The organism is Magnetococcales bacterium (genome assembly GCA_015231925.1).
Classification (GTDB): Bacteria; Pseudomonadota; Magnetococcia; order Magnetococcales; family JADGAQ01; genus JADGAQ01.
The window spans coordinates 1-15,507 of sequence record JADGAQ010000009.1 but is presented as its reverse complement, the minus strand read 5'-3'; the positions used below and the strand labels follow the sequence as shown (position 1 = coordinate 15,507).

The following is a 15,507-nucleotide window of genomic DNA, read 5'->3' as shown; positions in this document are numbered from 1 at the left end:
CTCACTCCCCTCCCCGCCCGCGCCATAAGGCCTCGGGACGCTGCTCCAGAAAATCGGCCAGATGCCGCAGGGCCGAGGCGGCCGTCGCCACCTGATCCATGGCCTGACCAAACCGCACCCGTGTCTCCGAGCCCTCGCCGGTCAGACTCTCCACAGCCACCATGCTTTTGCGGGCCTGATCCAGGGTGGCCACCGCCGACTTGAGCAGCGGATCCAACTGCTCCCCGGTATGGGCCGTGGTGCGCCGCAGTTGATTGACGGTGACCGTCACCTCCTGCAGGGCCACGCGACTGGCCTCCAGAGTGGCCGTCATCTCCCCGCCCACCCCTTTTACCTGACGGCGACTCTCCTCCACCAGGGCTTTGGCTCCGATCACCGTGGCCAGGGTCTCCTCCAGGATGCGCCCCGGAAGCGGACCCGCCACCACCTCGGTCACACCTCGCATGCTCTTCAGGGTCAACTCCACCAGCTCATCGAGCGGCAGACTCTCCAGCTTCTCGGTCCACTGCTCCAATCCCGACGCCACCGTGGGAATTTCCGGCACCGGCTCCCCGTTGGTGACCAGATGAATCGGGGTATCCGGCAGATAATCGAGCATGACGAAGAGTTGACCCGTCACCAGGCTCTGCATCTGCAGCTGGGCGCGCATGCCCCGCTGCGGGGAGATATCGTTGATCACCGCTTTCTGTTTTTCCACCTCGGAAAGACCGCTGCCCGATCCGTCCGAAAAGCGCTCCGGGTCGATCTCCAGATAGACGGGAATGCGCTGATTGGGCATCTCCGGCCCCACCAGGACACGAATGTCGGTCACCGAGCCGATCTTGACGCCCCGGAAAGAGACCGGCGCACCAATCTGCAGGCCTTTCACGCTGCCGGGAAAGTAGGCCACATAGGTCAATTTGCTGGCCAGGACGTTGCGATTGCCGAAAAAGGCCAGGGTCACGCCCACCAGAAGGGTGGCGCCCACCACGAAGGCCCCGACGGCCGTATAATTGTTCTCCTTGCGCATAGCCCTCTCCCGATCAACCGCCGGACGCTTCCCCACGGGTGAGAAACTCCCGCACCCGGGGATCGGTGCAGGTGGCGAGCAACTCCCTGGGAGCCCCACGGGCGATCATGGTGCGGCTCACAGGATCCAGAAAGACGCCGTCGTCTCCCAGCAGCAACAGGCTGGGCAACTCGTGGGTCACCATGATGATGGTGGCCTTGAGACCCTCCCGCAACTCCAGAATCAGCTCGTCGAGACGCCGGGAACTCACCGGATCCAATCCGGCGGAAGGCTCGTCGAAGAAAAGGATCTCCGGATCGAGGGCCATGGCCCGGGCCAGGCCGGCGCGTTTGCGCATGCCGCCGGAGATTTCGGAGGGGTAGTAGGACTCGAAACCGCCAAGTCCCACCAAAGCCAGTTTGAGAGCCACCACGTCCCGAATCCGCGCGGGAGAGAGTTCGCTGAACTCCTCCAGCGGCAGGGCGACATTTTCCGCCAGGGTCATGGAACTCCACAAGGCCCCACCCTGGTAGAGGACGCCGATGCGGCGCTGCATGCGGGCGCGTTCCTGGGAGGAGGCCTCCCAGAAGGAGGTTCCGTTGTGGAACACCTCGCCCTCCGCCGGACGGGACAAACCGATCAGGTGGCGCAACAGGGTGCTTTTGCCGCAGCCGCTGCCCCCCATGATGATGAAGATCGTGCCTTTGGGAATAGTGAAGTCCAGGTTCTTCTGGATCACCCGCCGCCCGTAGGCCATGGTGAGATTGCGCACTTCCAGGGTGGGAACCGGGAGGGACATGTCACCACCCCAGCCGGGAGTAGATCATGGTGAGCAGCGAGTCGGAGAGAACGATGTAGACGATGCCGGTGACCACGGCCCCGGTGGCGGCGTCGCCGACGGCGCTGGCGCTGCGTCCGCAGGAGAGTCCCTTGCGGCAGCCCGCCAAACCGACCAGCAGACCAAATATCGCCGCTTTGACCAGTCCGGCGCCCAAATCCTTCAGGCCGACCGCTTCGCGGGTTTGCATCAGGTATTGATGGGTCTCCAGATCGAGGAAGGCGATTCCGACCACCGCGCCTCCCAGCATGCCCAGAAAATCGGCGAAGAGGCAGAGAAAGGGCATGGTTATAAAGAGCGCCAGAAGGCGGGGCAACGCCAAAAAGGCCACGGGTTGCAACCCCAGGGTGGAGAAGGCGTCGATCTCCTCGTTGACCTGCATGGTGCCCAGACGCGCGGCATAGGAGGCGCCGATGCGACCGGTCATGATCAGGGCGGTCATCATGCCGCCCATCTCACGGGCCATGCCGAGACCGACCAGGTTGGCCACGTAGATCTGAGCCCCGAAGGGTGACAGTTGCAAGGCTCCCACAAAGGCGAGGATCATGCCCACCAGAAAGGCGATGAGCCCCACGATGGGCAGGGAACCCGGCCCGCACTCGGCGATCAGGGCCATCAGGTCGGAACCCCGCATGCGGGCCTGGCCCCGAAGCAGTTGCCCCGAAGCGGACAGACACTCCCCCACGAAACCCAGGGTTTCGGCGCTTTCGTCCCGAAAAGTGACGAGTCGCTTACGCCATCGGGACCGGAAGCTCTCCGGGCCGGTGTGCGCCGACTCTCCGGCAGCCTGGCGTCCCCTGGCCGCCAGGGCCAGGATACGACGGATGCCTTCCGGCAGACCACCCGTTTCCAGGGTGATGCCACTCTCGCGACACGCCTGTTCCAGCCCGAAGAGGAAGACCAGCAGGCCCGAATCCCACTTTTCCACCCCGTCGGCCTTCAATTTCAGGATCCCGGAAACCCCCAGTCCCCGCATCTCCCCCAGCACCACCCGGCTTTCGGGAGGGGAGGCACGGGTCTCCCAGCAACCGGAGAGAACCAGCAAGGCGATTTTCGAGGTAGCATTTTCCAGACGATAGGTCCAGGCCGGGCCGGAGGGAGTCGAACTCATGCCGACCTTCCGGAGGGACGAAGCAGGATTTTCAACACCGCCTTCATTTCGGCCCTGGCGAAGGCCGCCACCGCCTGACGCAGGGGCCAAACCCCTTCGAGCAGGGGTTCGGTATTGACCAGACCCGCCGCCAGCAGTCGCAAAGCCGGGGCGAAGGGACCACAGCGGGATCCGAGCAGACGGATTTCATCCACCACGATGCGATTGGCATCCAGGCCACCCGATTCCACATGGGTGCCCTTGAGTACCAGGGTGCCACGCGGGCGCACCAGGGAGAGGGCCAGACTTCTTCCGGCGGTGGTGCCGCTGCACTCGACCACCACATCCTCGGTTTCGGAATGCCCGACATCGGCAGCCGGGAGAACCTCGATGCCCATGCCGGAGGCGATGCCCATCTTGGCCGGATGGTTGCCCACCAGACGCAGATGACAACCGGTCAGGCGCAACACCGCGCAAACCAGCAGTCCGAGTCGTCCGTCACCCACCACGGTAATCCGGGCCTCCGGATGGATGTGAACCCGTTGCGTCACACTCACCGCCGCCGCCAGAGGTTCGGCGAAGACGGCCTGTTCGTCGGAGAGGTGGGAAGGCACGGCATGCAGGTTTTCCTGGGGCAGGACAAGGTAGTCGGCCATGCAGCCGCCGCGATGGTGGATGCCCAGGGTGGTGCGGGTTTGACAGTGGATGCGATCCCCGCGACGACACGGCGGGCAATCGTGACAGGGGCAGTTGATCTCCCCCACCACCCGTTGACCGATCCATCGGGCTTCAGGCGCCTCCTCGACCACGCCGACGAACTCGTGCCCCAAGACGCCGGCATAACCTCCATAGCCGCGCACGATCTCCTGATCGGTGCGGCAGACCCCGGCCAGCGTCACCTTCACCAGAGCCTCTCCGGGAGCGGGAACCGGCATCGGCAGTCGGGTATCCACCCGCAGCTCGTTACCGTCGAAGATCACTCCCGTCATGGTGCGTTCCGACATGCCCGACGTCCTTCGATACGTTCAATCAGGAACCGGCCATGGCGGGCCGCTTGCGAAACCAGTCCACGCCGCCGGAGAAGAGCCCCCCACCGTTCTTGGCCTCATCGCCGCGCACCGAGGGATTGCTCTGTTGAGCCTTCCATTTCCACCAGTTGACCCGTTGGGTCAGGGTTTGCAGTTCCTGCTCGTATTCCAGGCGAATTTCCGCGCGCAGCTCCTCGGCCATGCGACGGTTCTGCTCCTGCGCCATATCGAGTTGAGCCTTCAGGCGGAAGATCTCCTGGGTATAATTGGCATGCAGGCTGTTGCAGCGATTGTCGAACTCCTCGCGCAGACAGGCCAGTTTGCGGGTTTCCATCTCCTCCCAAACCGACTCCTCACCCTCTTCGGCCGGCTGCAGGAGATCCTCGAAACGGATCTGCGCCCGGCGCAACATGCGGCTGGCCATCCGGGCCGCCGTAACGACTTCCCCTTCCTGATCGGAAGAGATCATGTTGAGAACCTTGACCAACTTCTCCATGTCGATTGCTTGCCGTGTCATGTTCGCCGCCCCAAAACCAAGAGTGAAAGTCCAGATACGCAAATAACCGCTTCGACAGGGTTAAAGCAAATGGTGGGCCATAATATGTTAAATTGCCCCGGGGCTTTTCCCTGGCCCCCTGTCGGAATCCCGGCGGAAATTCCGACAGGCCGGGTGTCAAGGAGAGCGACACTCCTCCAGCCAAACTCCTGACAGGTGGACATCCGGGTGACGGGCTGCTTTTTTTCTCTTGAATCCACAGCCCAGCCAATCCATAAAGCCATGGTAGGGAGATTCCTCCAGCCATTCAGGAGCATCCATGCCCCATTTCGCCGATCGGCTCGTTGACAGAGCCCGTCACTACGCTTCACGGGTTATCGTGGGACTCGATCCCGACCTGGACCACTTCCCCCTGATTCTGAAACGGGAATTGGGCAAAAGTCCGCAACCGGGAGCCCTGGAGGAGACACTATACCAGTATCTGGTCACCATTATCGATGCCACCCGGGACATCGCCGTGGCTTACAAGCCCCAGGCGGCCTTTTTCGAATGTTTCGGCCTGGAGGGCATGTCCGCTCTGCAACGTACTTTGGAACACCTGCGACAGAACGAGTGTTTGATCATTCTGGACGGCAAACGCAACGATGTGGCCCATACCGCCCGCGCCTACGCCAATGCCTGGCTGGCGGCGAAACGACCCCTGTTCGGCACCCCCAATCCCTGGCGCTCCGACGCCATGACCGTCAACGGCTATCTGGGCTCCGACGGCATCCGTCCCTTTTTGGACGCCGATCCGGATGCGGGTCTTTTCGTTCTGGCCAAGACCTCGAATCCCTCCTCGGGTGAGTTGCAGGATCTGACCCTGGCCGGCAGCGGCGAAACCGTCTGCCACCGCATGGCCGGACTGGTCACCCAGTGGGGAGCCAACTGGCGCGGAGTCAGCGGCTATTCCCGGGTGGGCATGGTGGTGGGGGCCACCTATCCCGAAACGGCGGCCCAGTTGCGTCGCCTGGCCCCCCAGGCCCTGTTCCTCATGCCCGGCATCGGACCCCAGGCCGGTTCGGTGGCCGCCATCCGGGCGGGTGCGGGTGCGGATGGTCTGGGAGCCTATGCCGCCGTGTCCCGCAACATCCTCTACCCCTGCACTCCGGAGGAGCTGGACCGCCCGGACTGGCGCAACCGACTCACCCGGGCCGCTTCCGAAGCCGCCCGCGGCATGAAGGAGCTGATTCGCTCCACTTTGGGGCATGATTGAGAAAGTTCACCCTGGCGACGCCTCGGGGACATTCCCGATGATTCGCACCGACCCGATTGATACCGATAATCGTCCGGAGGAGCTGTATTTCACCTCCGAAGACCCGCCGCGCCCCTTTTTCAGGGTACTGTCCCCCCTGCTGATCACCCTGAGCCTGTCGATTCTGGCCCTCTCCTGGCCCCTGGCCTTGCGCTGGGGACTGGAGCAGGCCCTGGACCTGGGGGGCATCACCGGCGCCAAAGTGGGCTATGTGGCCTTCAATCCCTTTTCGGGTCGCCTGCGGGTGCGTCAGCTGAACCTCGATCCCCATTCCAGCCGCAATCCGGGCATCGAAGACGCCTTGTTGAAGATCTCCCTGTCAGCCTTGTGGCGCCGGGAGGTGATCATCCACCATCTCGACATCAACCGCCCCCTGTTGGAAACCCGACATCTGGCGCCCCTGCTCACCTGGCTCCCCGCCCTGTTTCCCCCGGACGATCCGCTGGCGGACAAGGGGGAAGCCTGGAGCTTTTCCCTGCGCAGCATGAGTCTGCGCAACGGCCAGATCCAGTGGCAGGACGAGAAGATGCAACTCGATGTCAGCGTCGATACCTTCGAATCGGAGGGATTCTCCCCGCTGACCCCGGCCCGCTTCACCTTCGAAGGCAACATCAACGGCGCTTCGGCCCGCATCCTCGGCAATCTGCAACCCTTCACCCGCAATCTGACGGGAAACCTGCGGGTCATCCTTTCCGGTCTGGAGCTGGCGCCGCTGGGCAAACGGCTGGCCCCGTTCGCCAACGACTTGTCCGGAAGGGTCAAGATGGATTCGATGATCGAGGTGGAGCGGCAACCCGGCGTGAAACTGCGTTTGCGGCAGGGCGGAGCCCTGCAGGTGGAGAATGGGCGTTTGGCCTCCGAAGCCCTCTCCCTCTCCCAGGAGTCGTTGAACTGGGAGGGAACCCTCGACATGACCCTCTTCCCGGAAGCCGAACCGCGCATCAACGCCCAGGGCAACTTCCAGGGCCGGGAAGTCTCTCTCAACCTTCCCCGCTCCGCAATCGCCATCGGACTGGAAAGCGGACGAGGCGAACTGGAGATGCTATACGGTCCCGGTAGGGAGAAAGAGCCCACCTTGACCCAATCCTCCCGTTTCGCCTTGCGCAACATCAAGATGAAATGGGACCAGGTGGAATTGAGCGAAGAACGCCTGGGCTGGAACGGCAGTTCGAAATGGCACACCCCGGCGGACGAACCCCAAGCCCGCTGGCAGGTGCAGGGCGATCTGCAGGGACAGGCCATGAAACTGAACTGGCCCTCAGCCAAACTGGATCTGTCCCATCAGGGGCTCAATGCCAAAATCGATATGGACAGACGACCCAACGCCCAGGGCCACTCCCGCCTGCTCTACCGGGGCAATCTGGAACTGCGCAAGCTGGAAGCCAACCATCCCTCCGCAACCCTGGCGGAGAAACTGTTTCGCTGGCGCGGGCAGCTGCGCCTGCAGCCAACGGACAAGTTGGAACAATCCCTGGCCATCCGGGGACAAGCCAATGCCACCGGACTGGAGAGCCATATCCATTCCCGGCACTGGAAACTGGTTCATCAGGGTGCCTGGTGGAGTGGCGAGATCAACGCCAATCTGGGAGACACCACCACCTGGGATGCCCAGGGACGACTGGAAGCCACCCGGGTGGTACTCTCCCACGAAGGAGCCGGAGGCGATATCTTTCAGAGCGAGCGGGTACTCTTCCGCGATCTGAAGGCCCGCCAACCCGGCATCTCCAGCATCGGGGCAGCCCGGCTGCAGAGCGTTCGCGTTCCCCGGAGCGGTGCCGAAACCATTCGGGACGTGCGCCTGTTGCCCCTCGGGCTGGGCGACAGCCTGTCGGTTCCCAAGATGGTTTTGACCGACTCCCAGCATCTGGCCAGCGACAATGTCGAGGTGAACGAAGGCAAGGTGCGTCTGACCCGCCGTTTGCAGGGACGCAGTGAAACCTTGCACTCCCTGCTTTCGGCCATGAAGATCAGCCTCGAAAGCACCTCCCTCACTCCGGATCGCCTGGGACACCCCTCGGCATCGGCGAAAACCCTGCCCTCCCAAACCGGCAACCGGGAGGCCACGGCCTCCGAATCGTTCGCCCTGGTGTTGCAATCCCTTCGTACCCAGGAGGAGGCCTCGACCGCGCTCAACAAATGGAAAGCCCGTGGCGTTACCGCCCGCACCCAGGAAAAGACCAGCTCAAGCGGTAGCGTCTGGCACGCCATCGTCACGGGAAACTACCCGGACCGGGCCACGGCCAACAAAGCCCTGGGCGAATTCCGTCAGAAGTTTCCCCAGCAGGATGTCTTCCTGGTGAAAACTCCGCCCCCGGTCCAACCGCTTGCCCCCTCCCCCTCGGAAACCGCTGCGGCAACCACGTCTACACCACCGTCGCCCGTTGTTGAAAAATCGCCGCCTTCGGTGCATGCTCTACAGCTCGGAGCCTTTCACCAGAAGGCGGAAATCCTGGAAGCGCAAGCCAAATGGCGCAAATCGGGCATCGAATCGCGCATCGTCGATCACCTTCCCAAGGAAGGACGCCCCTGGATGGCCCTGGTCACCGGGAACTTCGCCACCCGCCAGGAGGCTCAGCAGGAACTGCTGCGGCTGCGCAAGCAGATACCGAATCTGGATGCCTATCCGGTCACCGCACCCGCAGGAGAGAACCCCGCCCCGGCGACCGTTTCATCGGTTTCACCTCCACCTTCCGGCAAACCTCCCACTCCGCTGCCCCAACCGTTGCGTCGCCCCGCCTCCCCTCGCTGACAGGCAGATCTCCTACCGTCCCGCATTGATGCAGATCAATTTTTCCTGAAAATTATACTCTCTCCTCACAGAAATAAATGTTTGCTTTCAACCACATGTTGAGCGATAAATTATCCGGCGTTAGGAATTTTCACGATATTTGCGGATTTATCGAGACTCGTTCGCGATAAATCCGACCGAAATCGTTGTACCCTTTCCCGCTACGGCGAGGAACGGGCAAAGCCGTTGAAAAGACCCTCGAACTGACGGGAGGCACAGGATGGATTCGCAAGAGACGCAGCTGTCGCGGCGAAAATTCATGGAGGTTGCGGGCGCGGTCGGCTTGGGAGCCGCGGCCGTTCCAGGGGAGTTGATGGCGGGATTCCGTTTTCTCTCCCCGACTTCGGTGGACAATCCACTGGCCAGCTATCCCAACCGGGACTGGGAACGCATCTACCGGGATATTTTCCGTCACGACAAGACCTTCGTCTTCATGTGCTGTCCCAACGACACCCACAACTGCCTGCTGAACGCCTTCGTGAAGAACGATGTCATCGTTCGCATCGAGCCGACCTATGGCTACGGCAAGGCCCAGGATCTCTACGGCAATCAGGCCACCCATCGATGGGATCCGCGCTGCTGCCAGAAGGGGCTGGTGCTGGCCCGTCGCTTCTACGGCGACCGTCGCGTCAGCGGGGCCTTCCTGCGCAAAGGGTTCAAGGAGTGGGTGGACAAGGGATTCCCCCGCGATCCCAAAACCGGCGCCGCTCCCAAAGAGCTGATGCGTCGCGGCTGGGACTCCTGGGTCAAAGTCTCCCACGAAACGGCCTACCAGTATCACGCCAAGGTGCTTTACAACATCGCCAAGACCTATAACGGCGATACCGGAAAGAAGTATCTGCTGGAGCAGGGCTACGATCCCGACATGGTGGAAGCGGTCGGCGGGGCCGGCACCCGGGTGATGAAATTCCGCGGCGGCATGGCCAAACAGGGGGCCCTGCGTATCTTCGGCGCCTTCCGTTTCGGCAACTCGATGGCCCTGCTGGACTCCCATCTGCGCAAGGTGGACCCCAAGGACGCCAAGGGTGGCGGTTCCTGGGACTCTTATTCATTCCATACCGACCTGCCTCCGGGCCATCCCATGGTCACCGGCGAGCAGACCAACGATTTCGAGCTGTTCGATACCGAGAACTCGAATCTGATCATCCCCTGGGGCATGAACTGGATCTCCACCAAGATGCCGGACGGCCACTGGTTGACGGAGGCCCGCCTCAAGGGAGCCAAGACCGTTGCGGTGACCATCGAGTACTCCTCCACCGCCAACAAGTGCGATGAAGTGGTGGTGATCCGTCCCGGCACCGACCCGGCTTTCGCCCTGGGCCTGGCTCAGGTCATCCTGTCCGAAAAACTCTACGACGCCTCCTTCGTGAAACGCTTCACCGACCTGGGCACCCTGGTGCGCATGGATACCCTGGAGCGGCTGAAGGCCTCGGACTGCCTTCCCGGCCATCAGCAATCGGCCCTGACCAACTGGACCACCGTCATTCCCAAGGATGAAAAGGCCGCCCCCACCCTCAAACAGAAGGGCATGCAGATTCCGGAAGGTCTGGCGGGCGAGTTCGCCGATTTCGTCATGTGGAGCGGTGGCAAACCCGTGGCCGTCGGTCATGGTCAGGTGGGCGACCACTTCGACAAGCTCAATATCGACCCCGCCCTCTCCGGCAGCTTTGAAGTCACCCTGCTGGACGGCAAGAAAGTGACCTGCCGCCCGGTGCTGGACCTCATCAAGGAGTACCTGGATGCCAACCTGACGCCGGAAAAGACCAGCAAGGTTACCTGGGCCCCGGTTTCGGCCATTCAGGGTCTGGCGCGGGATATCGCCGCCAACAAGGGCAAGACCCTTTTCGCCACCGGCATGGGTCCCAACCAGATGTGGAACAACGACAACAAGGACCGCGCCATCTTCCTGGTGGCGGGCCTGACCGCCAACCTTGGACGCCATGGCGGTAACGTGGGTTCCTATGCGGGTACCTACAAGAACACCCTCTTCTCCGGCGTGCCGAGCTGGACGCTGGAAAACCCCTTCAAGCCCCAGCTGGATGCGGAAGGCAAACCCGAAGTCAAGCTCTATCTGCGTCCGGAATCGATGCACTACTGGGCCAACGGCGAACGGGTCATGAAGGCGGGCAACAAGAAGATCACCGCCGGGGCCCACATGCCCACCCCCACCAAAGCCATCTGGCAGGTCAACTCCAACTCCAGCCTCGGCAACCAGAAGGGCATGTACGACGTGGTGTTCAACACCCTGCCCAAGGTGGAGGTGGTGGTTTACAACGAGTGGTGGTGGACGGCCTCCTGCGAATTTTCCGACATCGTCTACGGCGTGGATTCGTGGATGGAGATGAAGATTCCGGACATGACCGCCTCCAACACCAACCCGTTCCTGCAACCCTATCCGCGCACCCCGATCCGTCGCAACTTCGAGACGGTGCCCGATACCGACACCTACAAAGGTGTGGCGCAGCAACTGACCCAGTTGACCGGAGATGCCCGTTTCGAGCAGATGTGGCACTTCCTGGCGGACAATCGCCCCGAGGTCTACCTGCAACGCATCATCGACGGCTCCACGCCGTTGCGGGGCTACAATTTCTCCGAGCTGGAACAACAGGCCAAGTTGGGTATTCCGGCCCTGTTGAACACCCGCACCTATCCGCGCATCAACAGCTACGAACAGGTGACGGAGTCCCGTCCCTGGTACACCAAGACGGGTCGGTTGGAGTATTACCGTCCGGAAGTGGAGTTCATCGAGGCTGGTGAGAACCTGATCGTGCATCGGGAACCCTCCGAAGCCACCTTCCACGATCCGTGCGCCATTCTGGCCGCTCCCCATGCCGCCATCCGGGCCAAGAAACCCGCCGATTGGGGCATCGGACCGGACGAAAAGTCCCACACCGCACGGCAGATGCGCAACACCACCTATACGGCGGACGAGTTGGCCGGGTCCAAGCATCCCCTTTTCGATCAGGGATTCAAGTACCTGTTCATCACGCCGAAGTATCGTCACGGGGCCCACACCACGCCCATCGACACCGATTTCATGTCCATCCTCTTCGGACCGTTCGGTGACATGTATCGTCGTGACAAGCGCATGCCCTCCGTGGGTGAGATGTATGTGGACATCAATCCCGAGGATGCCCGCGCCCTGGGCATCGAAGACGGCGATTACGTCCACATCGACGGCGACCCCAAGGACCTGCCCTTCCGGGGCTGGGACAAGGCGGAGCGCAAAGCCGAGTACAAGGTGGCCCGACTGCTTTGCCGGGCGCGTTACTATCCCGGCACGCCGCGCGGAGTCACCCGCATGTGGTTCAACGGTTACATGGCCACCCCCGGTTCCGTGAAGGCGCACGAATCCCGTGCCGACGGCGTGGCCAAAAATGCCGAAACCAATTACCAGTCGCTCTTCCGCTACGGTGGGCATCAAAGCCTGACCCGCTCCTGGCTGAAGCCGACCCATCAAACCGCCACCCTGATCACCCGTAAATCCTGGACCAACGAGGTGACCAAGGGCTTCAACGTGGATGTCCACTGCGTGACCAACGCTCCCCGCGAATCCCTGGCCAAGCTGACCAAGGCGGAGGACGGGGGCATCGGGGGCAAGGGCAAGTGGCGTCCGGCGGAGCTGGGATTCCGGCCCGGCAATGAGGGACCCGCCCTCAAGCAGTATGTTGCGGGCGGTTTCGTGAAGATCACCAAAGCCTAAGACCGACAGCCAAGGAGTCCCGACCATGCCGAAAGTTTTTAACTGGCAAATTGGCCGCGAAATGGAATACCTCTATGATGAGGCGCGTCCCGAAAAGCAGTTTGCCATGATCATGGATACCAACAAGTGCATCGCCTGCCAGACCTGCACAGTGGCCTGCAAGACCACCTGGACCTCGGGACGCGGCCAGGAGTACATGTTCTGGAACAACGTCGAGACCAAGCCTTACGGCTACTACCCGCTTGGCTGGGACGTGAAGATCCTGGATCGCATGGGGGTTCAGGATATCGAAGGGGATATCTATCAGGGCAAGACGGTCTTCGAAGCGGCTCCGGATGGCGAACGGGTTCTGGGCTATCTGCCGGAAGATCTCGACTACGCCAACCCGAACGTCAGCGAAGACGACTCGGCGGGCATCATGACCCAGGGCGCCCATATCACCATGCCCCACATGCAGTGGATGCATTATCTGCCGCGTATTTGCAATCACTGCACCTACCCGGCCTGTGTCGGCGCCTGCCCCCGGCAGTCGGCCTACAAGCGCAAGGAGGACGGCATCGTTCTCATCGATCAGCAACGCTGCCGTGGCTACCGCGAATGCGTGCGGGGCTGTCCCTACAAGAAGCCTTTCTTCAATGCCATCACCCGCACCTCCGAAAAGTGCGTCGGCTGCTATCCGGCGGTTGAAAGCGGGCGGCAGACCCAATGCACCATGACCTGCATCGGAAAGATCCGGCTGCAGGGATTCATCTCCCAGCCGTCCAAGGCACGGGATGACAACCCCATCGACTACCTGGTCCACATGACCAAGGTGGCCAAGCCGCTCTATCCGCAACTGGGCCTGGAACCGAACGTTTACTACATTCCGCCGATCCATGTCCCATCGCCCTACCTGAAGCAGCTCTTCGGCTCGAAGGTCGATCTGGCGGTGTCGGCCTATCGCAAGGCCCCGGACGACAAGAAACTGTTGGGAGCCCTGCTGCTTTTCGGCAGCACCCCCATGATCATTCATCATTTCAAGGTCAACGATGCCTTTGCCATCGGTTTCGACGAAAAGGGCAATGAACTCGCCCGCGTGCCTTTCCGGGAGCCCATCTTCCTGCGCACGGCATTCGACGAGAAGCATCAAACCTATCGCAGCAACATGACCTGAACGGAGCGGACCCATGGGTGCATTCAAGAAGGTTCTTTTCCTGGCGGCAAGCATCGCGGGACTGGCGGGCACGGTGGGTACCGCCGTTGGAGCGGATCCGGCAACAGGGTTGCAGGCAGCCCGGGTGAAGGGGGATGGTCCGATTCTGGATCCCTCTTCCCCTGTCTGGAACTCGGCGAAGCCCGTTACGGTGAATATGGCCGCCCAAACCGTGGCCACACCGCAAAACGCCAACCCCTCCATCAAGGAGATGACGGTTCGTTCCGTACATAATGGAGAATGGTTGGGCGTGTTGATCGAATGGAAGGATCCCTCACGCAACGACACGGTGGTGGTGGATCGTTTCGGTGATCAGGTGGCCATCGAGCTCCCGGTGGTTTTCAAGCCGGACGCTCCCGCCAATCCGATGATGGGCGCTCCGGGTGAGCGGGTCAACATCATCCAGTGGCGGGCGGCTTTCCAGGCGGATCTTGATCGGGGTCGGGACATCGAGGTGCATGACCTTTATCCCAACGCCGTGGCCGATCTTTATCCTGACCAGGTGTTGAAGACCATCGATTTGCGGCCTTACGCCGGTGCGGTGGGAATGGACAACCCGGTGGCCAAACATCGCGCCAGCCCGGTGTTGGACCAGTTGGCCGAAGGTTTCGGCTCCTTGACGGTGAAACAACATCAGGAAGCGGACGGCAAGGGCTATTGGCGGGATGGGATGTGGCATGTGGTGATCACCGCCCCCATGGGTCCGGATGGGGCCAACGGGCCCCGGTTGCTGCCCGGCGCCAATTCCGTGATGGCGTTTGCAGTGTGGGATGGCAGTGAAGCGGAAGTGGGTTCCCGCAAGGCGTGGTCCGACTGGGTGCCGTTGAGCCTGGATCGTTAAGATTTTTCAGGGTTGCGAAAACCGGGAAAGGAAGCGAGTATGCCTTTCCCGGTTTTTTTTGCCCCGGAAGGAGGCGGAGCTGCTCTGGCCTTGTAATATTTTATCTTTTAGAAATCAAAAAAAGAAAATGTTCTGTCCGTTGACGTTGTTTTCTGGTAACTATTCAGGCCCTTATGCAGCGCGACACGACCGTGTCATCTGCAAAAGGCAAGGCCAAGGGCGCTGCTCTGGACCCATCGGGGGGACGTAATCCCCCCGAACCCCCGTTTATCTGAATAGTTAATTTATTTTAACCATAGCTTTAGAAGTATTTTATTTTTTCATTAATAAAATACAAATCAAAGGATAGAACATTTTCTATTTTTGCTACTTTAGAGGCAACATATTGAACGGCGAAAAATTAAACCATCCTAGTTCGCCTCACTTGTCTAAGAAGGGTTTATCATGACGGCTGAAGTCTCGACCGAACAGTTGAAATCCCTGCTGGTTCCCGCCGCCGTGCTGCGTTGGCTGGCGCGCGGATTCACCTACCCCCATCCCGGCCATATCGAACTGCTGCAGCAGGAGGCCACCCCTCTGGATCGCCCCGGCCTCTCCCCGGAAAGCCGCACGGCGCTGGAAGCCGCACTGGCTCTCCTCTCCGACTGCACCGAAGAGGAACTGGCCGGGGAACACATCCGTCTCTTCACCGCCAAGGGAGTCTGCTCCCTGCACGAAACCGCCTACGGCGACGGACGCCGCATGGGGGGCCAACCGGTGGAACTGGCCGATATCGGGGGATTCTACAAAGCCTTCGGGCTGGAGCCGTCGCCCGCCCAACCGGATCTGCCGGATCACCTGTGCATGGAACTGGAATTTTACAGCCTGGTGTTGGTCAAGCAAGCCTACGCCCTGGCGGAAGGCTGGAGCGAACAAGCGGAGATCGCCGCCCAGGCGGGCGAAAAATTCCTGGTGGAACACCTGGGACGCTGGATCCCCCCGCTGGTGGCCTCCATCCGGGAGCAGGCCGGTGCGGAATCCTGGCATGCCGCCATAGGGCAACTACTGCAATCCGTCATCGCCGACGAATGCACCCGTCTCGGGGTGACCCCGCAGCCCTTCTCGGCCCGGATGGTTGCGGACGAGGAGGTTACCGGAGATACCTTCACCTGTCCGAGGGATGAGATCCAGGACGATTCATCCGCACCGCTGGTGTAATTCCGTTTCTGTTTCATTTTTGCATTATTGCAGGGGTCTGGGGACCATCATG

At 61.5% G+C, this 15,507-nt stretch carries 11 protein-coding genes; 6 read left to right on the top strand and 5 right to left on the bottom strand.

Going from position 1 to position 15,507, the window contains the following annotated elements; translation table 11 throughout:
• Position 1: 1 nt before the first annotated feature.
• From HQL56_02200 to HQL56_02180, 5 genes are all read right to left on the bottom strand, one after another.
• A complete protein-coding gene (locus HQL56_02200) occupies positions 2 to 1,045 on the bottom strand; it encodes an MCE family protein (protein MBF0308327.1) in 1,044 nt (347 codons plus the stop codon).
• A complete protein-coding gene (locus HQL56_02195; GenBank protein MBF0308326.1) occupies positions 1,023 to 1,745 on the bottom strand; it encodes an ATP-binding cassette domain-containing protein in 723 nt (240 codons plus the stop codon). Before HQL56_02195 ends, HQL56_02200 begins: the two co-directional genes overlap by 23 nt.
• 43 nt (positions 1,746 to 1,788) lie before the next feature.
• A complete protein-coding gene (locus tag HQL56_02190) occupies positions 1,789 to 2,802 on the bottom strand; it encodes an ABC transporter permease (protein ID MBF0308325.1) in 1,014 nt (337 codons plus the stop codon).
• Between the two features lie 131 nt (positions 2,803 to 2,933).
• Entirely contained in the window at positions 2,934 to 3,905 is a 972-nt protein-coding gene (locus tag HQL56_02185; protein MBF0308324.1) for an alcohol dehydrogenase catalytic domain-containing protein, read from the bottom strand.
• Between the two features lie 40 nt (positions 3,906 to 3,945).
• On the bottom strand, positions 3,946 to 4,461 hold the full coding sequence (locus tag HQL56_02180; GenBank protein MBF0308323.1) for a hypothetical protein: 516 nt from the start codon (positions 4,459 to 4,461) through the stop codon (positions 3,946 to 3,948).
• Positions 4,462 to 4,759: 298 nt separating this feature from the next.
• Here HQL56_02180 and pyrF point away from each other — a divergent pair, with 298 nt between their 5' ends.
• The 6 genes from pyrF (at position 4,760) to HQL56_02150 (ending at position 15,455) form a co-directional block, all read left to right on the top strand.
• Positions 4,760 to 5,695: an orotidine-5'-phosphate decarboxylase gene (gene pyrF, locus HQL56_02175; protein MBF0308322.1), complete on the top strand. Its 936-nt coding sequence runs from the start codon at positions 4,760 to 4,762 to the stop codon at positions 5,693 to 5,695.
• A gap of 37 nt (positions 5,696 to 5,732) precedes the next feature.
• The gene (locus HQL56_02170) at positions 5,733 to 8,483 is read left to right on the top strand and encodes an SPOR domain-containing protein (protein MBF0308321.1); all 2,751 of its coding nucleotides are present in this window, start codon (positions 5,733 to 5,735) and stop codon (positions 8,481 to 8,483) included.
• A gap of 259 nt (positions 8,484 to 8,742) precedes the next feature.
• Positions 8,743 to 12,225 (top strand): molybdopterin-dependent oxidoreductase, encoded by a 3,483-nt coding sequence (locus HQL56_02165; protein ID MBF0308320.1) that lies wholly within the window; start codon positions 8,743 to 8,745, stop codon positions 12,223 to 12,225.
• Positions 12,226 to 12,250: 25 nt separating this feature from the next.
• Positions 12,251 to 13,378: a dehydrogenase gene (locus tag HQL56_02160; GenBank protein ID MBF0308319.1), complete on the top strand. Its 1,128-nt coding sequence runs from the start codon at positions 12,251 to 12,253 to the stop codon at positions 13,376 to 13,378.
• Positions 13,379 to 13,391: 13 nt separating this feature from the next.
• The gene (locus tag HQL56_02155; GenBank protein ID MBF0308318.1) at positions 13,392 to 14,258 is read left to right on the top strand and encodes a hypothetical protein; all 867 of its coding nucleotides are present in this window, start codon (positions 13,392 to 13,394) and stop codon (positions 14,256 to 14,258) included.
• 444 nt (positions 14,259 to 14,702) lie between these two features.
• A complete protein-coding gene (locus HQL56_02150) occupies positions 14,703 to 15,455 on the top strand; it encodes a molecular chaperone TorD family protein (GenBank protein MBF0308317.1) in 753 nt (250 codons plus the stop codon).
• Positions 15,456 to 15,507: the final 52 nt, after the last annotated feature.